Raw genomic sequence first — 23,387 nt, forward strand, 5'->3', positions numbered from 1 at the left:
ATTAAAATGATTAACGCCAATATCCTGAGACTGTAACTAACTGCGAGTCACTACATATTAGAGATGTTCATTGTTCACTGTCATTGTTTTTTGAGGCTCTCATCGCTATCGCAATGCAAACACCCGCGCCGCCCCAAGTAATGAGTAGCGCCAATACCATCATTATTATCGCCCCTGCACTCATTCTTTTGGCTCCTTTTCTTGGTTAGTACTTGAAATTAAACTGATAAAAATGGCGGCGAACAACATTACTGCGATAAGTCCCCATCCGAGAAGTAGTTGGTCAGCAATAGGATAATCACCATAGCCATTAGTAAGCGTATTCGTGAGGTTTTTAACTAATAAAATTGCCAACATGATAGGGCTGATAAAGCGTAGACAAATAACCAGCCAATGGCCAATACTAAACTCACTACACTGGTTGGCATACTCACGGATATCGGCAATGTTAAATAACCATGCAACAATGATTAGCTCGACCAGACAACTTGAGAGTAAGGCAATGTTATTAATAAAGTAATCTACAAGGTCGAGCAGTAATAAACCGCCGTGACTTGAAAACACCATCGAGATAACAAAGCCTGTTCCGCAAACCAGTAGCGCGGCTTTTTTTCTCGATATGGCCAGCTTATCGATGACCGCTGACACCACAGCTTCAATAATAGAGATATGCGAGCTTATGCCTGCTACGACCAAGGCGAGGAAAAACAGTGGTCCAAGAATATAAGGGATGGGCAGTATATTAATTGCTGCGGGTATGGTGACAAAGGCTAAACCTACTCCGGATGAAACAACATCTGTAATGGGCTTAGCTTGTTCTTGTGCCATATAGCCAAGTACGGCAAAGATCATAATACCGCTCAATGTTGAGAAACCACAGTTAATCAAAACGGTCATAAAAGCGTTATTATTAATATCTGATTTTTTAGGTAGATAGCTTGAGTAGGCTAGCATGATCGCAAAGCCGACACTCAAAGAGAAAAATATCTGTCCGTAAGCTGCCGACCAAACATTCGCATCTAAAATCATGCTGAAGTTGGGTTTAAATAGGTAGTTGAGCCCTTCCATTGCTCCAGGAAGAAAGACTATGCGGCCAATGAAGAGCAGCACCATAATAAACAACAATGGCATCATAATCTTACTGGCTCGCTCAATACCGCCTTTTACTCCACTATAAACAGCAAAGGTTGTGATGCTCCAGGCGATAGCCATTGGAATTGCGATATGAAATTGGATCGAGCCTAACTTTGTTGGGGAGTTGTCTTTAACTTGTAGGTATTCATTAAAAAAGAAAGCGTTAGTGTCAGTGCCCCAGCTTTGGCTAATGGAGAAGATTAAATAGGAGATAGCCCAGCCAATAATTGCGACGTAGTAGATAGCGATCACTGCGGCAATAAAGACCTGAAACCAGCCCAGCCATTCAAGCCTAAAGCCTAATGAGGCCCCGAGTTTGGCGAATATTTTTGGTGCGGCGCTGCGGTATTTATGACCTAGGCTAAACTCCATGATCATAAATGGAATACCGGCTGTAACCATGGCAAACAGATAGGGAATGAAGAAAGCGCCGCCGCCATTTTCGTATGCCATGTAGGGAAAGCGCCAAATATTGCCCAGACCGATGGCAGAGCCTACAGCAGCCAGAATAAAGCCTGTTCTTGAGTTCCATTGCTCTCTTTGCATTGAACGCGCCTGTCTATTCTCCAACTACATTATTGTAAATTGGGACAACAGAATTAATTTTAGTCAGGTTTATGGATCTTGCTTAGGCAAAAGGATTGTAGGTTATGAAATCACTACTTTTTTAAAGAGAGTGCGGTAGATGAAAAGGGGAAGCGGTGTGGTCATGTTTTTAACGCTGAATACTCATATCAAACACCAAACACCAAACATCAATTACTAAATCCTCATTACTGATGACTTAACTAGCCTCCCTTATCCCGTGCTCCTTAAATTAGCTTCTCTATTACTAATTTAACCTTGGTAAGCGGCTTCACACTGTTTTACCTGGTCAACAAGTGACTGGTTATAGGGCACATTCAATTTGTGTAACTTGGCTCGCTCTAAAACAAAGCCGTTAATCGCGTTAATTTCAGTTGCTCGCTGGTGGCTCACATCTTGCTGCATGGAAGAGTAATTCTGCGCAGTTAATTCAATGACTTGATAAACACGGTCAAGCAAATACTCCAAGTCTAAGTTGATACCATCGGCAGAAGCTACTTTTACCAGCTCACTTACGGCATTGAAGATAGTGTCGCGATACTCAAGATTGGCAAGTTGGCCGTTAGGGCAGCTGTGGATTGCTGTTAACGGGTTTATCGCCACATTGATGGCGAGCTTTTGCCATAGTAGAGGCAAGATATCATCATACCAACGACTTTGGGGGATGGTGCTGAGTAATATCGCTTTAAGCTCTGTACTTAGCTCTGTTCTTCGATCTGCGCTTAGCTCTGCACTTTTCTCAGGTTCTAGCTCTGCATTTTTCTCTGAATTAGGCTCAGTACTTTGCTCGCAATCAAGAGTTGGCGCTTTATATGAACCTAATTGAGTGAGGCCCGCTCCGGTCTGTTTTACGTGCCACTTAGCCAGTTTTAACGCCCCTTGAGAGGTTGTACCAAGGCTTAAGCCTCGCTTGCCAAGGTAGGGCTTAACGTCTAAGTGAGGGCCCATGCCATTGTGCAGTAATAAAATATGCGTGTTGTTGGGCAGGTAAGGTAAAACAGCTGTCACAGCAGCAGTCACTTGATAGGCTTTTACACAGACGATTAATAATGTTGTGCGGGTTAAGCTTTGGCGGTAATCATCTTGGCCAATGAACTGGGCACTACGGGTAAGCTTTTGTCCATCAAGTGCAGTAAAACTGACTGGCTGAACATGCGAATGCGCCTCTCGGCTGATAAAACTTAACTCGTACTCAGGTTTATGACTTAGTGATTTAGGGTTTAGCGATTTAGCTTGCGGTGAAGTTGGCGCTGTAGTCAGCTCAGGTAGGCCATTACTGAGCTGGTGAAAAATAAGCTGTCCAATGGCACCCGCCCCCAAGATGGTGATCTGTTTGGCGCCTGAGTTTATCGATGATGATGTTGGCATGTAAATTACTGCGTTATTCGCTATCGGGATCAATGAGTTTGGCGGCTTTAAAGTATCGACAGTAAATCCAGTGAGTAAAATAGAACAGTGATATTCCGATCATATCGGCAATAAAATCTGCAATAGAGGCGCTACGGTAGGATAACTGTGATTGCACCAGTTCAATAAACACAGCGTAGCCAGCTAAGATCACCGCAAGAATGTACCATTTGGGTCTAAACGCTAAGTAAGTTAAATAGGATAAGATAAAGAAGCTGCCAACGTGGCCAACTTTATCGAAATTGGGGATCCCAGTTTGATAGTAGTTTGGCTTAGAAAAAACCAAGTAACTGACCAAGATTAATGTTAACGCAAGCGCACACTTAAATATTGTTTGTCTATTTATCACGTCGAATGTATTTTTGTCATTTGCATCAATCATAAGAAAACCCGTAGATAAAGTCATCAATAACCCGCAAATTCATCAGCTTTTATGGTTTATTTACTTCAAGTTCGGGTGCTCTGTGCGTAAAATATGGCTACAAACATTTTTTAAGGACCAAACTTATGCCTTCAATGGATATTGTTTCAGAAGTAAATGAAGTTGAACTGCGTAACGCGGTTGATAATTCAGTGCGTGAATTGAAAGGACGTTTTGACTTTCGTGGCAAAGAAGCCAGCATCGAATATAAAGATCATATTGTGACCTTAACAGCCGAAGATGATTTTCAGTGCCGTCAGTTGGTCGATATCCTACGTATGCAGATGAGTAAGCGCGATGTGGATCCTAAATCGATGGATGTTGATGAAAAAGCGGTACACAGCGGTAAAACCTTCTCTTTAAAAGTGAAGTTTAAAGAAGGTATCGAAACCTTAGTGGCTAAAAAGCTGGTTAAGCTGATTAAAGACAGCAAACTTAAGGTGCAGTCTTCTATTCAAGGTGACTCGGTTCGTGTGACTGGCAAGAAGCGTGATGATCTGCAACAGGTGATGGCACTTGCTCGCGAAGCAGAGCTTGGTCAGCCATTCCAGTTTAATAACTTCCGTGATTAATTATTCGGTAATTACTCCTTAGTTGCTCGTTAATTAATGGTTTTTGCTCTTCGCGAGTAAACTTTATTTTTTACGACAGAATTAATATGAAGACGCTTAAAAAATTGTATTTTAAGCGTCTTTTGTTTTTACTCTTTCGTTTTAGCTCGAAACTACCTATTTCAGATCAAAACTATCTACTTCAGAGCAAATGCTCTTTGCTAATCGATATGGCTATTAAATATGGTTAGTAGATATGGCCATCAGTTCAGCTCCCAGTAACGAGTACAAGCTTCTTTAGATGCTGGACTCTTTACTTGCATCATCCGGCTTAGCTTCATCTTGCTCTGTAAGTCTTGGGTTTGGCGCATATTTCTGTACTAGCATAATAAGCCCCAGCACTGGGAAGCCAATCAAACTTGCAGCGATAAAGAAGCTGACATAATCATAAGCATCGATATAAGCACCAGAGAAGCCCGCAATAAACTTAGGGAACAGCAACATAATTGAAGATAACAGTGCATATTGAGTCGCGCTGTAACCACTACTGGTCAAACTCGATAGGTAAGCGATAAATGCCGCTGTTGCGATACCTGCACTGAAATTGTCTACCGAAATCGCAAAGGTTAAGAAAGACACGTTGTAACCAATCATAGCCTGGTAGGCAAATAATAAGTTAGTCACCGCAACCAGAAATGCGCCTAAAAATAGAATCTTCATTGTGCCATAGCGAGCGATTAATAGACCGCCAGCTCCCGCGCCGACTAATGTCATGATCAGGCCATAGATTTTACTTAATGTGGCAATTTCCGTTTTCGAAAAGCCCATATCCACGTAAAACACGTTAGCCATGATCCCCATGACGATATCGGATATACGGTAGCAAGAGATCAGTAATAAGATAAGGATTGCACTGCGGCCATAACGCTTAAAGAAATCGATAAACGGCAGTACACTCGCGGTATAAATCCAAGACAAACTAGCGGCGATGGCTTTGGGGTAGCGGGCTGCAAACTTAACTTTTAATTCAGCTTCTTTTTCATCAGCCTCTTTGGTTTCAACAATCGGCTCTTTACTAAATAGCGTAGTTAAAATACCGATAGACATGAGCCCAGCCATGACTAAGTAGGCTGTTTGCCATGACACTAAACTGTAGGCCTCGCTATTAGGTTCTATCCATGCAGCTATGGTCAGTGCACCTGCTGTCGCTATAATCATGGCGCTGCGATAGCCTACTTGATAAGCCGCTGCGAGTGCTGCCTGCATTTTTACCGGCGCAGATTCTATTCGAAATGCATCGATAACAATATCTTGAGTGGCTGAGGCAAAGGCGACCATTAAGGCAAACAGAGCCAGTCGCTCTAAATCGGCTAGGGGATCGCTTTGACTCATCCCGATAATCGCTGCCACAAGGAGTAGCTGCGCGAACATCATCCAGCCACGCCTACGACCTAGTAGCCGAGTAAATATCGGCAGCGACATCCGATCCACTAGCGGTGACCAAGCCCATTTGAAACCATAAGCTAGTGCTATCCAACTAAAATAGCCAATGGCAGTTCGGTCAACCCCGGCTTCTCTGAGCCAGAATGACAGGGTAGAGAAAACCAGCATCAAGGGTAAACCGGCCGAAAAACCAAGTAACAACAAAACGAGAACGCGTTTATGGCAATAAATTGAGGCGGCGTCTTTAAAGCGCTGAAAGAAAGAGGGCACGGATGCAGAAGACATAAGGGATCTTTGCTGGAATAGATTCGCTTAGCTTACGGCTGAGCGAGATTAGGTTCAAGAGATTAATCGGTGATTTAGTGAGATGGCAATAAAAAACCCAAACCGACAATAGTGGCTTGGGCTTTGGTAGAGCTTAATAAGCTCTTTTGTGGATATTCAATAGTATAGATACTAAGGTCTGATGCCGATACAGCCTTGAGGTATTTGACCACCAATGCTCAAGTAGTCACAGCAATCATGGATCTGCTTTCGCAAAAACTGATTACCTCGAATAGCCCAACTAGGCCATCTGTCAAAGGCGTGTAATAGGTGCCAAAACACACGTTCCATATCTGTCTGCGCATCACCCTGATGATTGTACATCTGCCATTCTTCAAGGGTGTCCCATAGGTATAACTGGATTTCATTGAAATCGAGTTGATCACTCAAAAACGCTTTTCCATAGAAAGCCAGTTGGGGCGCCTTACCATCAATGAACTCATCCGCTGTCATTGAGCCGCCTCCTTTACTTAACAAAATAAGTATAGGCACGAAATTAGGTTTTTAGCTCAAATAAATTCAAATAAATTCAAATTATTTCAAAATTAATATTGGTAAATCATACTTACGTTAGTCGCGCGGTAACAGTGTCGCCTTCTTAAGTACTACATCTTTAACCGGAAAGTCAGGCCACTCTATCTTGGTGTTAAACTCAGTTGGCACGAGTGACATTGCTTGTAGCACTTCCATGCCAGAGGTCACTTCACCAAAAACGGCATAACCCCAACGGCGAGAAGAGGGATCTAACTTCTCATTGTCGACGATATTGAAATAGAATTGGCTGGTGGCTGTATGTGGTTCGGCTTCACGGGCCATTGCGATAGTGCCCGTTAAGTTAGATAGGCCATTGCCAGATTCATTAACGATTGGCTTATCGGTTGGTTTCTCTTCTTTGTTTAAATCTAAGCCCCCACCTTGTACAACGAAATCGCTAATCACGCGGTGGAACAAAGTGTTGTCGTAATGACCTTTTACGACATAGGTGAGAAAGTTATCAACGGTAATTGGGGCGCGGGTTCTATCGAGCTCAACCACAATTTTCCCCATGCTGGTATCAAGTTCTACCTGGGGATAAAGCGTATTAGGCTGAATGTCCACCGCATAGGACAGTTGGCTTGCAGTTAATAAGACAAGTGATGTTAGTGCCTTTGTTATCCAAGTTTTCATAGTGTTCCTTTTAATGGCAAGTTGAATACAGCAAGCCTTGAGTTATATTTATTGCTGAATAAACTGGTTAAGCTCTGGATCGTTAATAATGTCGCGGGTTAGCTCGCCCAGTAGTTTGTTCATTTCTAGTTCAAGCGTAGCAAAGTCGGCGCTAAATGGGCCTTTCAATAGACCTTTAGCACGATAACGTTTGGTCAGTTCTTGATTGGCATTCTTAGCGATCACATTGATGATAATTTGGCTATTAGCTTCAAAGCCAAAGGTGCCTTCATCAACATCGGTTAATAATTGCTCCAACTGTATTTGCATATGATTGACTGAGCTTGGGTCAATTCGGTATCCAGCCTGGGTAAATCCCTCTCTAAAGACTTGATCCATTTGCACTCGAGGCGCTTCACTCGGGCTGATAAGGCGCGCGGCTTTATCACCATCGTTAAAGCGCACGATAAAGTTGGCCGAACGAGTATCAATCGTTTCTAGGGCGACAGGAAGCTCGGCTTCTGTTTGTTGGCTAATGCTAGGAACCTCAGGATTTAAAGCGATATGTGATGGCCCTTGACTAGCGCAACCAGCAGCCGCAAGAGCTGCAGTGATCAATATAAGTAAACGTTTCATTTTGACTTTCATAAACAAGTTTTTAATGGCATCAGCATACCAGAAGATGTAGGTGATTCCAGAGCAAGCCTAAACTTTTGCAATTTAGGTGGTTTTTACTGTTATAGCGGCTGGATAACCCAAGCAAGGCTATTGTAGTATGCAGTGGTAATGGTTTTAACTGTTTTTAGTTTTAATGGCAGTGTAAATCACTGAAGGATAAGAGTGTATGAAGGGAATGATATGCGTATTTTAACAATGCTTGTTGCAGGTTTACTCAGCTGTAATGCTATAGCCACGGAGGCTCCTCATATTTTTGGTGTCAGTGCTGGCTATGGTTTCCAAGATTTAGAACAATCAGATAATCACGATAGCAGTGCTGGTGATAACTTTGTCGTGGATATTTACTACCGCTATATGTGGCACGAAAATGTAGGTCTTGAGGCGGGGTATTTTACCGGAAGTGGTGGTGTGGCGAGTATTTTTACCGGAGTAATCACTCGTATTAACAATATCGAGTATTCAGGATACAGGGCTGCGCTTTATGGAGAATACATGCTATCTGACAGTAATCGCTTATACGCAAAATTAGGCGCGAGTGCGAATGAGCTTTCCTACCATGTAGGCAACTGGGGCAGTGATAAGGTTAATTATTTTGAAGACGATGGAACGGATGTTTATGCCGCAGTTGGCTGGGGAATTAGGTTTAATTCTGGCTTAGGAATGAATGTCGAGTATCAATATGTGCCGGTGCAGGCGTTAGAGGTGCAAAACCTCAATATTGGCTTGAGTTATCGCTTTTAACCGCAAGTAGATTAAGTTTCCGTCGCTGTCCGTCGCAGGCTTGTAAAGTGCTTAGGCGATGTTTTTGTGCTTAGTTGTCTTCAGTATACTTTTCAATTATCGATTAAATAGCAAGGTGTTTGTGGTTACACTTTATTAACAAAAAGTGGTTAAGCAGCTTTTAACCTGAGTCAGTTCCAGTTAGAGTAAAAGGTCGAATTTAATTCTGGAACTCAAGCTTTATGTCTGAGAATAATGTGCCATGGGCGCCTAATATATTGACCAGCTCAGCGGCTCCGCCAAGTTTGACTGATGAGCATGGTCGCGCTATCTACGGGCATTTCGATGGTCCGGTGCCTCACTTGGGTGTGGAGCAGTTCAAGTACTTTGATGAGATGGACAAGCTCGCTTCAAGTCGGTCAAAGCATTTTGCCTATAAGCAGTTCCAGTTTGCTAGCATCGTTACGCCACATTACGTTATAGGGGTCGCACTGGCCGATATTCGCTATGTGGGCAGTGCCTTCTGTTACCTCTACGACATCAACACTGATCAGCTGATAGAAACGAGTTGGCTTAAGCCTTTGGGCCTAGGTTATCAGATGTCTGACTCTCCGATGCAAGGTAAGGCGAAGATAAAGAGTGGTAAGGGGCAAGTTGAGTTTGATATTGAACAAGGGCTTTGGCGCATCAGGATCAATACGTTAGGGATTGAAGCGGATTTAAGTTTACAGCCAGAGCCATTAAGCCTCCCCATGGCGATGTGTAACCCAACGGGCTATAGCGGCTGGACATATACCCAAAAACATAACGCCTTAAAGGTAGCGGGTAGCCTAATCATTAATCATGAGCCGCAACCATTACAAAGAGTCACGGCCGGATACGATTTTAGTGCAGGCTTTATGCGCCGAGAAACCAGTTGGCGCTGGGCAAGTATTAACTGTTTAACTGAAAGTGGAAGTTTGGGGTTAAATTTAGCTGCTGGAGTCAATGAGACTGGCTGTCATGAGAACGCGTTTTGGCATAACGGCGAAAGGCACCTTCTTGGGGCTGTGCATTTTGACTTTATCCGTCAACGAAATAAAACAGACGTTGCGGGAAGCTGGCGAGTGTATTCAGATAATGGTCAAGTGGAGCTGACTTTTACACCGAAAAACTGCCGTCAAGAGAAACTAAACTTATGGCTATTAAAAAGTAATTTTAGGCAGTATTTAGGCCATTTTGATGGCTGTATTATTGATAATTTGGGTCAGAGACATCAACTCGATAATGTTCTAGGGCTAACAGAAGACCATTTTGCACGTTGGTAACTTTGCTACGCCAGCAGGATTAATGACTTTTAGGTATTAGCAATGGATTTACCGCGACAATAAAAACGGCGAGGCAAACCCCTGATATAAGGGAAACAAAGGATAAAAGGATATATAAGATGGATTTTAATTCACTGATCGCACACCCCGAAGTACTACTACTCGTACTCGCCCCGATTTTCTTCATCTGTATTTTACTTGAGTGGTATATGGGCGATAGGCAAAACCGCTTACCTCTTAATGCCCGCTATCACTTGCCTGAGGTAATGTGTAACTTTGCTTTAGCTGCAATGCATCAGCTAACCGACATCCTAACAGGGCTGTTAGTTGCTAAGTTATATCTGATGTTCTTTGGTTGGCGTTTATTTGATATTGAAATGAATGGTGCCACGTTTATTGCGCTAATGGTGGCGCAAGATTTCTGTTATTACTGGTTCCATCGTGCCAGTCACCGCATTCGTTGGATGTGGGCGGCTCATGTTGCCCACCATAGTTCGGAGAATATGAACTTTAGCACCGCATTTCGTCAAAGCTTAATGTATCCAATGGCAGGGATGTGGATATTCTGGCTGCCGTTAGTCATCGTGGGTTTTGACCCTAATTGGGTGGTGTTTGTTGTGTTGTTGAATTTGGGGCTGCAGTTCTTTGTTCACACACAGGCGATCAAGTCTTTAGGTATTTTAGAGTGGGTCATCAATACGCCTTCCCATCATCGAGTGCATCATGGGCGTAACCCACAGTACATAGATAAGAACTATGCGGGGGTTTTGATTATCTGGGATCGCATGTTTGGCACGTTTGCCAAGGAAGATGAGACTGTTGAGTACGGGATCACTAAGCCCATTAACAGTTTTAACCCGCTAGTGGTGACCTTTACTGAATGGCGAGATATGTTTAAAGAGGCGTTTGCGGCTAATTTGACCCCTATGCAAAGGTTTAAGGTGTTATTTGCCCCGCCAGCAACAGCAGTCTCGCAGATAAGCGAGCCAATCCCTAGTAAGCAAGAACTTGGTAAACAAGATCCTAAACATGATGAACAGGTTGTAGACGTTAAATCGTGAGCTCGGTTAGCTAGGACCTGATAGAGCTGAGACTTAATTGAGCTGAGAGCAGATTGATAGGATAAAAAAACGGTGAGCAACAGGCTCACCGTTTTATGTTTACATCAGAATATTTCTTTGGTTAGGCTCTTGGCTTACCGTACAAAGCGCTTTGAGGGTGCGGAGCTTGGGGGCTCGCGTCAATTTCTGAGCTTTGTTCTGCTTCAAGTTCAGTTTCTTGGCTCTTCTTGCTGATTTTTTGTGCCTGCAAAATAACAAACTTGCCGTTCGATGCAACCGTGGTGCAATTCTTAAAAATCCGCTGTAACTTAACGTGATAGGCCAAGTGACGGTTACCGACCACATTTAAAATCCCGCCATTTTTTAAACGTCTAAAGGCATCTAAGAACATCTGCCAAGCGATATGGTCAGTAATGGCTTCACCTTGGTGAAACGGCGGGTTACATAGAACTAAGTCCGGGCGGAAGCCTTCACTCATATTCGTTAAGCAATCATCCCAACCAAAGGTTGCTTGCTCGCCTATCAGTGCTGGATTATCTAACTTATTGAGTGCCCAGTTTTCTCTAGCAGAGGCAACGGCCATTTCAGAGTCATCAATAAAGTGGACGTAGGCTTCTGGGAATACCTGTTTGGCATGTAAGCCTAAAATACCGTTACCACAGCCTAAATCGACTATCGATTTGAATTCACCTTTAGGCATGTTATCGAGCATGATCCGTGCACCAATATCGAGTTTATTGGCAGCAAAGACATTGCTCAGGTTGGTGATCTGCAAGTTAAACTCAGGTACCGACCAAGTTGTCGCTTTTGGTAAAGCACGTATTTTACCATCGCTAATACAAGTGATAACGCGGGTCTTTTTCCATGTCAGACTCGCACTTGCAGGCCCAAGATTTTGGCTAATGGTTTCTAATAATGACTTATTAATTGACTTGGCTTTAGCACCAATCAATATCTGTGTTCCAGCGGGTAAGACATGTGACAATCTATTTAGCTGGTGGGCAAAGTAGTTTAGGTTTTTTGGCAGTTTCATTAGCACGAGCTCAAGTCCTTGAGGGAGCTCATCACGACTATTTACCCAGGTAAGCGACTCATTCGGTAACTGATTACGGCTAAGGTTCTGCGTCGTGCCCAGTAAGCTGGTTTTTGCATCTGTTTCCAGTGTCAGCGGCCAGCTAGGGTCGATTGATATTAGACCCGCGGTCAACGCACCGAAGCTATCATTGACAATCGCAGTGTTAATGCTTGTTTGTTCTGTATCGATTAAATGCTTTATTAGGTGCTCATCGGCAGCGTCCCATGCCTGCAGATTAGACTCTTGTCTGCTAGGGTAACGGAGGAGTTCGAGTTCAATACCCGATACAGAAAAATGTGTCGTCATATGCCAATAAGTACCAAATAAATTAGGGCGCATATTATCGCAGATTTATGATCTCAGGTATATGATGTGAATTATGATATCTGCTGTAGGTTAGGAGGTTTAACGATGAAACAGGGTGATTTAGGGCTTAATCGGCCAGTTTTGTCCGATATTAAACCTTCTCAACAGGCATTATCGACAGCAATTGCTAGACCCCGCTCTGAATGTGAGCCTAGAATTGCAGTGCCTTACACCTTAATTAAGGGCTATCTCAATAGCGCGCAGCAAAAGGCGTTGCTAGACGAGTCTGCGACTTACCCGCTCAATCGTCCTGAAGTGGTTGTTTATGGTAAGCGTTACCCAATTCCCCGTAGCCAGGTATGGTTTGCCGATAAAGGGTGTGACTATTTTTATTCAGGCTTGTTTATACAGGCTGAGCCGTGGCCTAAATATGCCTATAAGTTGCGGCAGAAGTTAGCGCGAGAGTTCGAGCTTAATAGTAATGGTGTATTAGTGAACCGTTATGCCGATGGTCATGAGTCGATGGGCTGGCACAGTGATGACGAAAAGGAGATAGAACCCGGAAGTGATATTGCGTCGGTCACCTTAGGTGCAAGCCGTGACTTTTTTATTCGCCATAAAAAGACTCAACAAAAAATAAGTTTATCTCTTGATAGTGGGGACTTACTTATTATGCATTGGCCCATGCAAAAAGAGTGGCAACATTCACTCCCTAAGCGATTAAAGGTGACAGAGCCAAGATTAAATCTGACCTTTAGACGCTTAATTGTCGGTTTTCATCAGATAGCTTAATAAATAGGTAGCAGAGGGGGGGGGGACAAATTTAGTTCTAATCGATATCGATAGTGCTGCCAGTTGATCTTTAAAGATTATCGCAGTAACCTGCCGCAATCGCATTTATGCCTATTGAGAACATCGTTATGTCAGTTGAACAGATCATTACCGAAAAACTCACCGCAGCACTTTCACCATCTCACCTAGAAGTGATTAACGAAAGTCATAACCATCACGTACCGCCAAACTCTGAAACCCACTTTAAAGTGATCATCACTAGTAGCGAGTTTGAAGGCAAGCGCCTTATTGGTCGTCACCGTGCAGTTAATGAGGCATTGGCTGAAGAGTTTGCTCAAGGCTTACACGCGCTGTCTATGCACACTTTTACTCCACAAGAGTGGGCGGTTGAGGTAGATGTACCCGCGTCACCAAAGTGTAAAGGGTAAGCCATACTAAGTTAGCATCACTATTATCGGTGAGTTGATGTAATTAAAGCCACGGCATATCGCTGTGGCTTTTTTGTTTCTAGTCCAAACGACCTTCTTTAATAAGGTGGAGTCTAAGTGTTGGCGGCTAATGCCTTTGGGCGGTTTGTTGTGTTATTTGGTTAAGTGTGCGAAAAGTGATGCAATAATGAAAAAAGTTTATGGTGCTTTTATTGACTACGCAGCTGCAGTACGTAAGTATCACTTTAGATCAGTACAAGCTTACAGTCGATTAAGGCAGTAACGAACATTATGCTTATGAGCGATTAGGCCGAATTTGGAGAATTAACATGCCGTTATTAGATAGTTTTACCGTTGATCATACACGTATGAATGCACCCGCTGTGCGCGTCGCTAAATCTATGGTCACACCAAATGGCGATACGATAACGGTATTCGATTTACGTTTCTGTATTCCGAATAAAGAGATCCTAAGTGAACGAGGTATTCATACCCTTGAACACTTGTTTGCAGGGTTTATGCGTCAGCATTTAAATGGCGATGGCGTCGAGATTATTGATATTTCACCGATGGGATGTCGTACAGGCTTTTACATGAGCTTAATCGGCACACCGACGGAGTCGACCGTTGCTGATTCGTGGCTTGCTGCGATGCAAGATGTGCTAAAGGTCGCATCTCAATCAGATATTCCAGAGCTTAATGAATATCAATGTGGCACCTTTGAAATGCATTCTCTTGAGCAAGCTAAAGAGATCGCCCGCAATATTATCGCAGCCGGTATCAATGTTAACCGCAATGATGATTTAAGTCTGAGCGAGGCAATCTTAAAAGGGCTGTAACGGACAAGAATGGGTTACTCAAACACAAAAATGACGGCAGCAGCCGTCTTTTTTATGTTTGAGTTAAGTCTGTATTTTGAAAGCTTTAGCGCTATTTATGGTTAGATGGTCAATTTCATTGTTTTTCTGTTGTGCTTTTCTAGCGCAAAAGGGCAAGTTCACTTCGCTTTATTCAACTCTATTTTTGACCAAAACAAGCTTAAATATGCCTAAAATTATAGATTTAAGCCTGTTATCTGTATGAAACAGTGTTTTGCAACGCTATCCTCGCAAGCCTAATTAATCAGCACTTAGATAAATGTTTAATTTTTATTATATCTAGCCATTTTTTGGTGGAGTATCTGTGGTAAAAGTTAATTAAGCTCTTTAATTGTATGGAGAATGTGGCCTGTAGCTATATTAATAAAATCTTAATTTTCACTGACATTTAACCTGTTTGTTCTCAAAACATTTGCAACCTTTTAAAACAGTCACATTTTTCATGGCGAGCTTGTGATATTTGGGGTAAAATGCGCGCGACCAGCGTGATTACGATCGCATTTCGACGATAAATCTGCGCTAGCTCAACACGAATTAGAGGTTTGTTTAAAAACTTGTGTGTTTAGCAGGAACGCGGCGCATTGTCTTTCCTTCATAACGTAGTGCTTGTGGATATGATTACAATAAAGAAAGGATTAGACCTACCTATAGCAGGTGGGCCAGAGCAAGTTATTCATGATGGTAAAGCCATCAAATATGTAGCTACTTTGGGTGAAGAGTATATTGGCTTACGTCCTACCATGAAAATTAAGGTAGGGGATAAAGTTAAAAAAGGTCAGATTCTTTTTGAAGATAAGAAGAATCTTGGCGTGATATATACTGCTTTAGCCAGTGGTACAATTTCCGAAGTTAACCGGGGCGCTCAGCGTGTTCTGCAGTCTGTTGTCATCGAAGTGGAAGGGGATGAAAGCATCTCTTTTGCTAAATATGACGCCACTGCTATCGACACGCTTGAAACTCAGCAAGTACGTGACAACCTGATCCAATCAGGCTTGTGGACGGCTTTGCGAACGCGTCCTTTCAGTCGAATACCAGGCGTTGATTCTACCGCTGCTGGTATATTCGTCACCGCTATTGATACTCAACCATTAGCAGCAGATCCTGTTGTCGTGATTGCAGAGCATAAAGCTGATTTTGAAATCGGCCTAAAGGTGCTTTCAAAGTTAACCGAAGGTAAGGTTTACCTTTGTAAGGCTGCTGGCGCTGATATTCCAAGTGCTAATGCTCAGGTTGAAGAGTTTGCCGGTCCACATCCTGCAGGATTGCCTGGCACACACATTCATAACCTATTAGCAGCGTCTGCAACAAGAACCGTATGGCATATCAACTACCAAGACGTGATAGCGATTGGTCAGTTGTTTGTGACTGGTGAGCTACATACTCAACGAGTAGTTGCTATTGCTGGCCCTAAGGCTGTTAAACCTCGTCTAGTCCGTACCCAAATGGGTGCAGCAATGGCGCAGTTGACTGAGGGTGAAGCAAGTGAAGGTAATGTTCGCATTATCTCAGGCTCAGTGTTAAACGGTCGCAAGGCTACGGGTCCTCACGCTTACCTTGGTCGTTACCATAATCAAGTAAGCTTGTTGGAAGAAGGCACTGAGAAAGAACTATTTGGCTGGGCTATGCCAGGCAGCGATAAGTTCTCTATTACTCGTGCATTCCTTGGACACCTTTCATCTTCTCGCTTGTTCAACATGACAACGAGTACAGGTGGCTCAGATCGCGCCATGGTACCTATTGGTAACTATGAGCGTGTAATGCCGCTGGATATTCTTCCTACCATGCTTCTTCGTGACCTAGTGTCAGGCGACTACGATGGCGCTGCAACACTTGGTGCATTGGAGTTGGATGAAGAAGATTTGGCACTGTGTACTTTCGTATGTCCTGGTAAATATGACTATGCGTCATATCTACGTGACTGCTTAGATACGATTGTGAGGGAAGGCTAATGGGCTTAAAACAGTTTTTCGAAAATATTGAACCGCAGTTTGAAAAAGGCGGTAAATATGAGAAGTTTTATGCGCTTTTTGAAGCTGCATATACTGTCTTTTATACTCCAGGTCACGTGAACAAGGGGCGTACCCACGTTCGTGATAACTTGGACCTAAAACGTATGATGATTACGGTTTGGGCATGTGCATTCCCGGCAATGTTTATGGGTATGTACAACGTAGGTTTGCAAGCACAAGACGCGTTAGTGGCAGGTTTTGCTGCTCCTGATACGTGGCAAGTTGCTTTATTCGGTATGTTTGGTACTGAGTTGACTGCAAGTTCAGGTGTTGCCGCATTATTGTGGTATGGCGCTTGCTGGTTCTTACCCATATATGCAGTGACATTTGCTGTCGGTGGTATATGGGAGGTGCTATTTGCATCGGTTCGCGGCCACGAAGTTAACGAAGGCTTCTTTGTTACCTCAATCCTTTTTGCACTAACACTGCCCGCAACGATTCCACTTTGGATGGTTGCCTTAGGTATTACCTTTGGTGTGGTTGTGGCGAAAGAGATCTTTGGTGGTACGGGCCGTAACTTCCTCAACCCAGCGTTGGCCGGTCGTGCTTTCCTATTCTTTGCTTACCCGCTAAATATGTCTGGTGACACAACTTGGGTTGTGGCTGACGGCTTCTCTGGTGCAACAGCACTGAGTCAGGCGGCGCAGGGCACATTAGAGTACGGTCTAACAACTGACTGGTGGAATGCATTCTTTGGTTTCATTCCAGGTTCTGTTGGTGAAGTATCGACACTGGCTATCTTGATTGGTGGCGCAGTTATCATCTACACCCGCATCGCTTCATGGCGTATCGTCAGTGGTGTTATGGTCGGTATGATTGCAGTTTCTTACCTACTTAACTTCATCGGTAGTGACACGAATCCAATGTTTGCAATGCCTTGGTACTGGCACCTTGTATTAGGTGGCTTTGCGTTCGGTATGATGTTTATGGCGACAGACCCTGTTTCAGCGTCTTTCACTAATAATGCGAAATGGGCTTACGGTATCTTAATTGGTGCAATGGCGGTATTCATTCGTGTTATCAACCCTGCTTTCCCAGAAGGCATGATGTTGGCCATCTTGTTCGCTAACCTATTTGCTCCATTATTTGACCATTTCGTGGTTCAGTCGAATATCAAGCGGAGGATTGCTCGTGGCTAGTAATAAAGATTCGTTCGGAAGAACACTGTTTGTTGTTGTTGGCTTATGTTTCATCTGCTCTATGTTCGTTTCGACGGCTGCAGTATTGTTGAAACCTATCCAACAAGAAAACAAATTACTTGATAAGCAAAAGTATATTCTTGAAGCAGCTAATTTGATTTCGACCAAAGATGGTGAAGTCTCTAAGGCTGAGATCTTGGCGCTTTACGACAAAAATGTTGAAGCAAAAGTTGTTTCATTAAGCACCGGTGATTTTGTTGATGGTGTCGATGGCGATACGTTCGACATGAATAAAGCCGCTCGTGACCCTAAGTTATCTTTTGTACCTAAAAACGATATTGCATCAGTAAAGCGTGTAGCAAATGATGCTGTTATCTATCTGGTTAAAGACGATGCAGGTAATCTGGTTAGCGTTATTTTACCGATTAAAGGTTATGGTCTGTGGTCAACCATGTATGCATTTTTAGCATTGGATCCTGATCTAAATACTATCCAGAACTTGGTGTATTACGACTTTTCTGGCTCAGGTGAAACACCTGGTCTAGGCGGTGAAGTACAAAACCCACAATGGGTCGCTAAGTGGCAAGGTAAAAAGTTATACAACGACAAGGGTGAATTAGCGATTACTATCACTAAAAACCCTGCTATTGCAGAGACTGTTTATGGTGTTGATGCCCTTTCAGGTGCAACATTAACCAGTAACGGTGTGCAGTATTCGTTAGAGTTTTGGTTAGGTAAAGAAGGTTTTGAACGCTTTATCGACAAAGCCCGAGATGGAGGACTGAGCTAATGGCTGATGCTAAAGAACTTAAACAGGTTCTAATCGGACCTATCGTCAGCAATAACCCAATTGCACTACAAATTTTGGGTGTATGTAGCGCCTTGGCTGTAACCAGTAAGATGGAAACAGCTTTGGTAATGACAATTGCGTTAACGGCGGTAACGGCATTATCGAATCTGTTTATCTCAATGTTACGTAATCACATTCCTAGTAGTGTACGTATTATTGTGCAGATGACGATTATTGCTTCATTAGTAATCGTGGTTGACCAAGTACTGCAAGCTTATGCATATGATGTTGCTAAGCAGCTATCGGTATTTGTTGGTCTGATTATTACTAACTGTATCGTAATGGGCCGCGCTGAAGCTTATGCGATGAAGACGCCTCCTATGATGAGCTTCATGGACGGTATCGGTAATGGTTTAGGCTACGGTGCAATCTTGTTGTCAGTTGGCTTCGTACGTGAATTGTTTGGTAATGGTTCATTATTCGGCGTTGAGATCTTAAGCAAGATTTCTGACGGTGGCTGGTATCAGCCTAACGGCCTATTGCTGCTGCCTCCTAGTGCGTTCTTCTTGATCGGTGCATTGATCTGGATTATTCGTGTGATGAAGCCAGAGCAAGTTGAAGCGAAAGGATAAGCATAATGGAACATTATATTAGTCTATTAATTCGTTCTGTTTTCATTGAAAACATGGCGCTATCCTTTTTCCTTGGTATGTGTACATTTCTTGCGGTATCTAAGAAAGTAAAAACAGCCATGGGTCTAGGTGTTGCAGTTATCGTGGTACTGGCGATTTCAGTACCTGTTAACCAAATTATCTATCAAGGCATTCTTGCTCCAGGCGCATTAGCGTGGGCAGGTGTTCCAGATGCTGACTTGAGCTTCTTGAAGTTCATTACCTTCATTGGTGTTATCGCAGCTTTGGTTCAGATCCTTGAGATGGCATTGGATAAGTATTTCCCACCGCTATATAACGCATTGGGGATCTTCCTACCGCTAATCACCGTAAACTGTGCAATTTTTGGTGCAGTGTCTTTCATGGTTGAGCGTGACTACAACCTTAGTGAAAGCTTTGTGTTTGGTATCGGTTCTGGTATCGGTTGGGCATTAGCACTTGTGCTGCTTGCTGGTATCCGTGAGAAGTTAAAATATGCTGATGTTCCTGATGGGCTTCGCGGTTTAGGTATTACCTTTGTTACCGCTGGTTTGATGGCTCTAGGTTTCATGTCGTTCTCAGGTGTGTCTCTGTAAAGAGGCACCATAACGACGTCTTAATTTGAACCTTTAAGGATAATTTAATGGGTATTCTTGAATCTACTCCAATCGATGTATATCTCGGTGTGAGTATGTTTACCGCGATTGTATTAGTCTTGGTTTTGGTAATTTTATTTGCCAAGTCAAAGCTAGTTGCAAGCGGCGATGTCACTATCGGCATCAATGATGATGCGAGTAAAGCAATTAAAACAGCCGCAGGTGGCAAGCTACTAGGCGCATTAGCAGAGAGCGGTATTTTCGTATCGTCTGCATGTGGTGGTGGTGGTACTTGCGGTCAGTGTAAAGTCCATGTTAAGTCAGGCGGTGGTGATATTTTACCAACTGAAATGGACCATATCAGCAAAGGTGAAGCTCGTGGCGGTTGCCGTTTATCTTGTCAGGTAAACGTTAAAAACGACATGGAGATTGAGCTGGAAGAAGAGATCTTTGGTGTTAAGAAGTGGGAATGTGAAGTTATCTCTAACGATAGCAAAGCCACTTTCATTAAAGAGCTTAAGCTGCAAATTCCTGATGGTGACTCTGTGCCTTTCCGTGCCGGTGGTTATATTCAGATTGAAGCACCTGCGCACCATGTTAAATATGCAGATTATGATATTCCTGCAGAATACCGTGGCGACTGGGAACACTTTGGCTTCTTCAACCTTGAATCAACTGTTGAAGACGAAACAATCCGTGCATACTCTATGGCGAACTATCCTCTTGAGGAAGGTATCATCATGTTGAACGTACGTATTGCGTCGCCACCTCCACGTAACCTATCTCTGCCTTGTGGTAAGATGTCATCGTACATCTTTAGCCTAAAAGCGGGTGACAAGGTAACGATTTCTGGTCCATTCGGTGAGTTCTTCGCGAAAGAAACCGATGCAGAAATGGTATTTATCGGTGGTGGTGCAGGTATGGCGCCAATGCGTTCGCATATCTTCGACCAACTTAAGCGCCTTCACTCTAAGCGTAAGATGAGCTTCTGGTATGGTGCTCGTTCTAGCCGTGAAATGTTCTATGTTGAAGATTTTGATGGCTTAGCGGCTGATAACGCGAACTTCCAATGGCATGTAGCTCTGTCTGATCCACAGCCTGAAGATAACTGGGATGGATACACAGGCTTTATTCATAACGTACTGTATGAAAACTACTTACGTGATCATGAAGCGCCAGAAGACTGTGAGTATTATATGTGTGGCCCACCAATGATGAATGCTGCAGTAATTGCTATGCTAAAAGATCTTGGTGTCGAAGATGAAAACATCTTATTGGATGACTTCGGTGGCTAACCCTTCTCTTATTGGAGATCTAGGTCAATATGTTTAAGACCTTAGTAAACTGGCTGGCCCTTATCGGGTTAGCCTTTTTTATTTCAGCTTGTACTAAACAAGCTGAAGTGATTTCACTGTCTGGCAACACGATGGGAACGACTTATCACATTAAAGTTGTGCCTAACGAGAAGATGCCAGATCCCCAGTTACTGCAAGCTGAGATCGACCTAGCTTTAGAGCAGGTGAACGATCAGATGTCGACCTATCGACCCAATTCTGAGTTATCTAAGTTTAACCAGATGACTCGTCAAGATAAGGTTGAAGTATCGGCTGATACAGCCAAGGTAATTGCTGAAGGATTAGCATTATATAAAACAACCGATGGCGCCCTAGATATAACACTGGGACCTTTAGTTAACTTGTGGGGCTTTGGCCCAGATAAACGACCGACGCAAATTCCATCAAAGCAACAGATAGATGCAGCGATGAAGCGTACTGGTATTAAGGATATTGCTGTTGACGGTAATAAGATCAGCAAGCAAGACCCTGATATCTACGTTGATCTTTCTTCGATTGCAAAAGGCTTCGGTGTTGATAAAATAGCCGCCTTGTTAGATAAGTATAATCCGACCGGGTATTTGGTCGAGATTGGCGGTGAAATTAGCCTGCGTGGTACTAAAGCTGATGGTTCATTATGGCGTATTGCGATTGAGCAGCCTGGTGATAACGGTAATGGGATCCAGCAGGTCATAGCCCCCAAAAATATGGCGATGGCAACATCCGGTGATTATCGTAATTATTACGAGGAAGACGGACAGCGTTTTTCACACCTGATCGATCCGCGCACTGGCTACCCAATAAACCATAGATTAGCATCTGTGACAGTACTGCATGAAGAGTCTATGATTGCAGATGGCTACGCAACCGCTATGATGGTATTAGGTACTCAAGCATCACTAGAACTTGCTAAACGTGAGCATCTAGCGATAATGCTTATTGAAAAGCAGGATGATGGCTTTAAAGTTTTCTATAGTGAAGCCTTTAAACCTTTCGTTACTCAGTAGTTGGAGTCGAATATGAGCACATTTATTGCGGCTTTTGTCGTGTTATTAGGTTTCTTTTTCTTAATGTCGATAGGCTATTTAGTCAAACGACAAGCTGTTGCTGGAAGCTGCGGTGGTCTAGGTGCGCTCGGAATTGAGAAAGCATGTGATTGTGATGATCCATGTGATAAGCGTAAAGCTAGAATGGCAGAACAAGAACGCCGAGAAAAGTTAGAGCAGAACCGTATTATCTAGTTCTGTTGATGGTTCGGTGATTAAGGCTCCTTGGTAGGGGCCTTTTTTATATCTTTTTTATCTAAAGCTTTCCTCTGTTACATCCCGCATGGCAGCTTATGAGTTATGTATCTTACATTGTATTTGAGTTTTTTTATTTCTCTCCCGACTAAGCCCCTCGTTTCACAGTAGAAATTAGCGATTTAATCGCGCTACCCACTTGTTAAGAATTGTAGTGCTAATGAGAATTGTTTTTCTTAATAAATTGTTGAAATATAATGTTTATTTGAACTTGGTTGTTTTTTGTTCTAGCTTATAAAGATTGATATAGATCAATTTAACTAAGGATGAATAGATGAAAGGACAACCTAAGGTCATTAGTCAGTTAAACAAAGTACTGACCAGCGAGCTTACAGCTATCAATCAATACTTTCTTCATGCGCGTATGTATAAGAATTGGGGCTTAGGTGAGCTCGATGAAAAAGCCTATAAGAAATCGATTCAAGATATGAAGCATGCCGATAAACTGATTGAGCGGGTGTTGTTTCTGGAAGGGCTGCCTAATCTACAACAGTTAGACAAGATCCGTATCGGTGAGCACAGCCAGGAAATGCTTGAGTGTGACAAAGTGATGCTTGAAGAAGAGTTAGTGGTTCTTCGTGAAGCGATTGCACTGTGTGAATCAATGGCTGATTACGTTAGTCGCGATATCCTAGAAGATCTATTGGAAGACGAGGAAGAGCATTTAGATTGGCTAGAGGCTCAATTAGAGCTTATTTCATTAACCGGTATTCAAAATTACTTGCAGTCTAAGATGGGCTAACTGGAGAGCATTATGAAAGGTAACCAAGAAGTCATCGACACACTCAATAAATTGCTCACCGGCGAGCTATCTGCAATGGATCAGTATTTTGTACATGGTTTAATGTATGAAGACTGGGGGCTAAACGAGTTACACGAGCGGATCTCCCATGAGTCAGACGATGAACGTGAGCATGCTAAAAAGTTGGTGCAAAGAATACTGTTTCTAGAAGGCACGCCTGACGTTGCTAGCCGTGAAGCACTCAATATTGGTAAAGACACTCAAGAGATGCTCAAGAATGACTTAGCCTATGAATATCAAGTTGCCGATAACTTACGCAGTGCAATTGCTTTATGTGAGCTAAAAAGTGATTATGAGAGTCGTGAAATCTTAGAGGTGCTGCTTGAAGAAACAGAGGCAGACCATATGTATTGGCTTGAAAAACAGCTAGGATTAATTGATAAAGTGGGCTTACAAAATTACCTGCAAAGTAAAATGTAACCCTTCGAGTTTGCAGAGGGTGTAACAGATTCTGTGTAACTGCAGTTTTAGTTAATATGTTTCACAAGTCTGTCTTCAAACTCAATAATA

26 protein-coding genes are annotated in these 23,387 nt (G+C 43.1%); 17 read left to right on the top strand and 9 right to left on the bottom strand.

What is annotated here, in order from left to right; translation table 11 throughout:
• Positions 1-67: 67 nt before the first annotated feature.
• From ACVBIO_RS17415 to ACVBIO_RS17430, 4 genes are all read right to left on the bottom strand, one after another.
• A complete protein-coding gene (locus ACVBIO_RS17415; RefSeq protein ID WP_447160171.1) occupies positions 68-184 on the bottom strand; it encodes a methionine/alanine import family NSS transporter small subunit in 117 nt (38 codons plus the stop codon).
• A complete protein-coding gene (locus ACVBIO_RS17420) occupies positions 181-1,680 on the bottom strand; it encodes a sodium-dependent transporter (RefSeq protein WP_447173106.1) in 1,500 nt (499 codons plus the stop codon). The genes ACVBIO_RS17415 and ACVBIO_RS17420 overlap by 4 nt, the downstream gene beginning before the upstream one ends.
• 291 nt (positions 1,681-1,971) lie before the next feature.
• Positions 1,972-3,087, bottom strand: a complete 1,116-nt coding sequence (locus tag ACVBIO_RS17425; protein ID WP_447173107.1) for a ketopantoate reductase family protein — start codon at positions 3,085-3,087, stop codon at positions 1,972-1,974.
• 13 nt (positions 3,088-3,100) lie between these two features.
• A complete protein-coding gene (locus ACVBIO_RS17430; RefSeq protein WP_447160168.1) occupies positions 3,101-3,508 on the bottom strand; it encodes a VanZ family protein in 408 nt (135 codons plus the stop codon).
• Between the two features lie 125 nt (positions 3,509-3,633).
• On the opposite strand from ACVBIO_RS17430, the gene ACVBIO_RS17435 reads away from it, so the two are divergent.
• The gene (locus tag ACVBIO_RS17435) at positions 3,634-4,119 is read left to right on the top strand and encodes a YajQ family cyclic di-GMP-binding protein (protein WP_447163311.1); all 486 of its coding nucleotides are present in this window, start codon (positions 3,634-3,636) and stop codon (positions 4,117-4,119) included.
• Between the two features lie 276 nt (positions 4,120-4,395).
• Here ACVBIO_RS17435 and ACVBIO_RS17440 read toward each other — a convergent pair whose 3' ends face one another.
• The 4 genes from ACVBIO_RS17440 to ACVBIO_RS17455 form a co-directional block, all read right to left on the bottom strand.
• Positions 4,396-5,826 carry an AmpG family muropeptide MFS transporter gene (locus ACVBIO_RS17440; protein ID WP_447173108.1) on the bottom strand — a complete coding sequence of 477 codons (1,431 nt, stop codon included), beginning with the start codon at positions 5,824-5,826 and terminating at the stop codon, positions 4,396-4,398.
• A 171-nt stretch (positions 5,827-5,997) separates the two neighbouring features.
• Entirely contained in the window at positions 5,998-6,318 is a 321-nt protein-coding gene (locus ACVBIO_RS17445; protein ID WP_447160165.1) for a hypothetical protein, read from the bottom strand.
• Positions 6,319-6,435: 117 nt separating this feature from the next.
• Positions 6,436-7,032 (bottom strand): peptidylprolyl isomerase, encoded by a 597-nt coding sequence (locus tag ACVBIO_RS17450; RefSeq protein WP_447163313.1) that lies wholly within the window; start codon positions 7,030-7,032, stop codon positions 6,436-6,438.
• A 48-nt stretch (positions 7,033-7,080) separates the two neighbouring features.
• Positions 7,081-7,647, bottom strand: coding sequence for a YajG family lipoprotein (locus tag ACVBIO_RS17455; protein ID WP_447160163.1), 567 nt, complete (start codon positions 7,645-7,647; stop codon positions 7,081-7,083).
• 222 nt (positions 7,648-7,869) lie between these two features.
• Between ACVBIO_RS17455 and ACVBIO_RS17460 the strand changes: the two genes are divergently transcribed.
• The 3 genes from ACVBIO_RS17460 (at position 7,870) to ACVBIO_RS17470 (ending at position 10,777) form a co-directional block, all read left to right on the top strand.
• Entirely contained in the window at positions 7,870-8,430 is a 561-nt protein-coding gene (locus tag ACVBIO_RS17460; RefSeq protein ID WP_447160162.1) for a porin family protein, read from the top strand.
• A gap of 221 nt (positions 8,431-8,651) precedes the next feature.
• Positions 8,652-9,716 carry a DUF2804 domain-containing protein gene (locus tag ACVBIO_RS17465; protein ID WP_447173109.1) on the top strand — a complete coding sequence of 355 codons (1,065 nt, stop codon included), beginning with the start codon at positions 8,652-8,654 and terminating at the stop codon, positions 9,714-9,716.
• Between the two features lie 119 nt (positions 9,717-9,835).
• Entirely contained in the window at positions 9,836-10,777 is a 942-nt protein-coding gene (locus ACVBIO_RS17470; protein ID WP_447160160.1) for a sterol desaturase family protein, read from the top strand.
• 121 nt (positions 10,778-10,898) lie between these two features.
• Here the strand turns inward: ACVBIO_RS17470 and ACVBIO_RS17475 are convergent, their stop codons facing one another.
• Positions 10,899-12,158, bottom strand: coding sequence for a methyltransferase (locus tag ACVBIO_RS17475; RefSeq protein ID WP_447173112.1), 1,260 nt, complete (start codon positions 12,156-12,158; stop codon positions 10,899-10,901).
• Between the two features lie 105 nt (positions 12,159-12,263).
• Between ACVBIO_RS17475 and ACVBIO_RS17480 the strand changes: the two genes are divergently transcribed.
• The 13 genes from ACVBIO_RS17480 to bfr (ACVBIO_RS17540) all read left to right on the top strand — a co-directional run bounded on the left by ACVBIO_RS17480 (position 12,264) and on the right by bfr (ACVBIO_RS17540) (position 23,297).
• The gene (locus ACVBIO_RS17480) at positions 12,264-12,950 is read left to right on the top strand and encodes an alpha-ketoglutarate-dependent dioxygenase AlkB family protein (protein ID WP_447160159.1); all 687 of its coding nucleotides are present in this window, start codon (positions 12,264-12,266) and stop codon (positions 12,948-12,950) included.
• 128 nt (positions 12,951-13,078) lie between these two features.
• Positions 13,079-13,378: a BolA family protein gene (locus tag ACVBIO_RS17485; protein WP_447160158.1), complete on the top strand. Its 300-nt coding sequence runs from the start codon at positions 13,079-13,081 to the stop codon at positions 13,376-13,378.
• 329 nt (positions 13,379-13,707) lie between these two features.
• The gene (gene luxS, locus ACVBIO_RS17490; RefSeq protein WP_447160157.1) at positions 13,708-14,217 is read left to right on the top strand and encodes an S-ribosylhomocysteine lyase; all 510 of its coding nucleotides are present in this window, start codon (positions 13,708-13,710) and stop codon (positions 14,215-14,217) included.
• A gap of 653 nt (positions 14,218-14,870) precedes the next feature.
• Positions 14,871-16,205: a Na(+)-translocating NADH-quinone reductase subunit A gene (locus ACVBIO_RS17495; protein WP_447160156.1), complete on the top strand. Its 1,335-nt coding sequence runs from the start codon at positions 14,871-14,873 to the stop codon at positions 16,203-16,205.
• The gene (locus ACVBIO_RS17500) at positions 16,205-17,404 is read left to right on the top strand and encodes an NADH:ubiquinone reductase (Na(+)-transporting) subunit B (protein WP_447160155.1); all 1,200 of its coding nucleotides are present in this window, start codon (positions 16,205-16,207) and stop codon (positions 17,402-17,404) included. The genes ACVBIO_RS17495 and ACVBIO_RS17500 overlap by 1 nt, the downstream gene beginning before the upstream one ends.
• Positions 17,397-18,194, top strand: coding sequence for a Na(+)-translocating NADH-quinone reductase subunit C (locus tag ACVBIO_RS17505; RefSeq protein ID WP_447160154.1), 798 nt, complete (start codon positions 17,397-17,399; stop codon positions 18,192-18,194). The genes ACVBIO_RS17500 and ACVBIO_RS17505 overlap by 8 nt, the downstream gene beginning before the upstream one ends.
• Entirely contained in the window at positions 18,194-18,826 is a 633-nt protein-coding gene (locus ACVBIO_RS17510; protein ID WP_447160153.1) for an NADH:ubiquinone reductase (Na(+)-transporting) subunit D, read from the top strand. The genes ACVBIO_RS17505 and ACVBIO_RS17510 overlap by 1 nt, the downstream gene beginning before the upstream one ends.
• 5 nt (positions 18,827-18,831) lie before the next feature.
• Positions 18,832-19,440 carry an NADH:ubiquinone reductase (Na(+)-transporting) subunit E gene (gene nqrE, locus ACVBIO_RS17515; protein WP_447173110.1) on the top strand — a complete coding sequence of 203 codons (609 nt, stop codon included), beginning with the start codon at positions 18,832-18,834 and terminating at the stop codon, positions 19,438-19,440.
• A 47-nt stretch (positions 19,441-19,487) separates the two neighbouring features.
• Positions 19,488-20,735: an NADH:ubiquinone reductase (Na(+)-transporting) subunit F gene (gene nqrF, locus ACVBIO_RS17520; RefSeq protein ID WP_447160151.1), complete on the top strand. Its 1,248-nt coding sequence runs from the start codon at positions 19,488-19,490 to the stop codon at positions 20,733-20,735.
• A gap of 29 nt (positions 20,736-20,764) precedes the next feature.
• On the top strand, positions 20,765-21,781 hold the full coding sequence (locus tag ACVBIO_RS17525; protein WP_447173111.1) for an FAD:protein FMN transferase: 1,017 nt from the start codon (positions 20,765-20,767) through the stop codon (positions 21,779-21,781).
• 12 nt (positions 21,782-21,793) lie between these two features.
• On the top strand, positions 21,794-22,015 hold the full coding sequence (gene nqrM, locus ACVBIO_RS17530; RefSeq protein WP_012156314.1) for a (Na+)-NQR maturation NqrM: 222 nt from the start codon (positions 21,794-21,796) through the stop codon (positions 22,013-22,015).
• Positions 22,016-22,349: 334 nt separating this feature from the next.
• Positions 22,350-22,817 carry a bacterioferritin gene (gene bfr, locus ACVBIO_RS17535; RefSeq protein ID WP_447163317.1) on the top strand — a complete coding sequence of 156 codons (468 nt, stop codon included), beginning with the start codon at positions 22,350-22,352 and terminating at the stop codon, positions 22,815-22,817.
• Between the two features lie 12 nt (positions 22,818-22,829).
• Positions 22,830-23,297 (top strand): bacterioferritin, encoded by a 468-nt coding sequence (gene bfr / locus ACVBIO_RS17540; RefSeq protein ID WP_447160148.1) that lies wholly within the window; start codon positions 22,830-22,832, stop codon positions 23,295-23,297.
• The last annotated feature ends 90 nt before the right edge of the window (positions 23,298-23,387 follow it).

It is taken from the genome of Shewanella sp. 0m-8 (assembly GCF_052977265.1).

Coding starts and splice junctions, on each gene's coding strand:
- ACVBIO_RS17415 (WP_447160171.1), bottom strand. CDS start 184: ATGAGTGCAGGGGCGATAATAATGATGGTATTGGCGCTACTCATTACT.
- ACVBIO_RS17420 (WP_447173106.1), bottom strand. CDS start 1,680: ATGCAAAGAGAGCAATGGAACTCAAGAACAGGCTTTATTCTGGCTGCT.
- ACVBIO_RS17425 (WP_447173107.1), bottom strand. CDS start 3,087: ATGCCAACATCATCATCGATAAACTCAGGCGCCAAACAGATCACCATC.
- ACVBIO_RS17430 (WP_447160168.1), bottom strand. CDS start 3,508: ATGATTGATGCAAATGACAAAAATACATTCGACGTGATAAATAGACAA.
- ACVBIO_RS17435 (WP_447163311.1), top strand. CDS start 3,634: ATGCCTTCAATGGATATTGTTTCAGAAGTAAATGAAGTTGAACTGCGT.
- ACVBIO_RS17440 (WP_447173108.1), bottom strand. CDS start 5,826: ATGTCTTCTGCATCCGTGCCCTCTTTCTTTCAGCGCTTTAAAGACGCC.
- ACVBIO_RS17445 (WP_447160165.1), bottom strand. CDS start 6,318: ATGACAGCGGATGAGTTCATTGATGGTAAGGCGCCCCAACTGGCTTTC.
- ACVBIO_RS17450 (WP_447163313.1), bottom strand. CDS start 7,032: ATGAAAACTTGGATAACAAAGGCACTAACATCACTTGTCTTATTAACT.
- ACVBIO_RS17455 (WP_447160163.1), bottom strand. CDS start 7,647: ATGAAACGTTTACTTATATTGATCACTGCAGCTCTTGCGGCTGCTGGT.
- ACVBIO_RS17460 (WP_447160162.1), top strand. CDS start 7,870: ATGCGTATTTTAACAATGCTTGTTGCAGGTTTACTCAGCTGTAATGCT.
- ACVBIO_RS17465 (WP_447173109.1), top strand. CDS start 8,652: ATGTCTGAGAATAATGTGCCATGGGCGCCTAATATATTGACCAGCTCA.
- ACVBIO_RS17470 (WP_447160160.1), top strand. CDS start 9,836: ATGGATTTTAATTCACTGATCGCACACCCCGAAGTACTACTACTCGTA.
- ACVBIO_RS17475 (WP_447173112.1), bottom strand. CDS start 12,158: ATGACGACACATTTTTCTGTATCGGGTATTGAACTCGAACTCCTCCGT.
- ACVBIO_RS17480 (WP_447160159.1), top strand. CDS start 12,264: ATGAAACAGGGTGATTTAGGGCTTAATCGGCCAGTTTTGTCCGATATT.
- ACVBIO_RS17485 (WP_447160158.1), top strand. CDS start 13,079: ATGTCAGTTGAACAGATCATTACCGAAAAACTCACCGCAGCACTTTCA.
- luxS (WP_447160157.1), top strand. CDS start 13,708: ATGCCGTTATTAGATAGTTTTACCGTTGATCATACACGTATGAATGCA.
- ACVBIO_RS17495 (WP_447160156.1), top strand. CDS start 14,871: ATGATTACAATAAAGAAAGGATTAGACCTACCTATAGCAGGTGGGCCA.
- ACVBIO_RS17500 (WP_447160155.1), top strand. CDS start 16,205: ATGGGCTTAAAACAGTTTTTCGAAAATATTGAACCGCAGTTTGAAAAA.
- ACVBIO_RS17510 (WP_447160153.1), top strand. CDS start 18,194: ATGGCTGATGCTAAAGAACTTAAACAGGTTCTAATCGGACCTATCGTC.
- nqrE (WP_447173110.1), top strand. CDS start 18,832: ATGGAACATTATATTAGTCTATTAATTCGTTCTGTTTTCATTGAAAAC.
- nqrF (WP_447160151.1), top strand. CDS start 19,488: ATGGGTATTCTTGAATCTACTCCAATCGATGTATATCTCGGTGTGAGT.
- ACVBIO_RS17525 (WP_447173111.1), top strand. CDS start 20,765: ATGTTTAAGACCTTAGTAAACTGGCTGGCCCTTATCGGGTTAGCCTTT.
- nqrM (WP_012156314.1), top strand. CDS start 21,794: ATGAGCACATTTATTGCGGCTTTTGTCGTGTTATTAGGTTTCTTTTTC.
- bfr (WP_447163317.1), top strand. CDS start 22,350: ATGAAAGGACAACCTAAGGTCATTAGTCAGTTAAACAAAGTACTGACC.
- bfr (WP_447160148.1), top strand. CDS start 22,830: ATGAAAGGTAACCAAGAAGTCATCGACACACTCAATAAATTGCTCACC.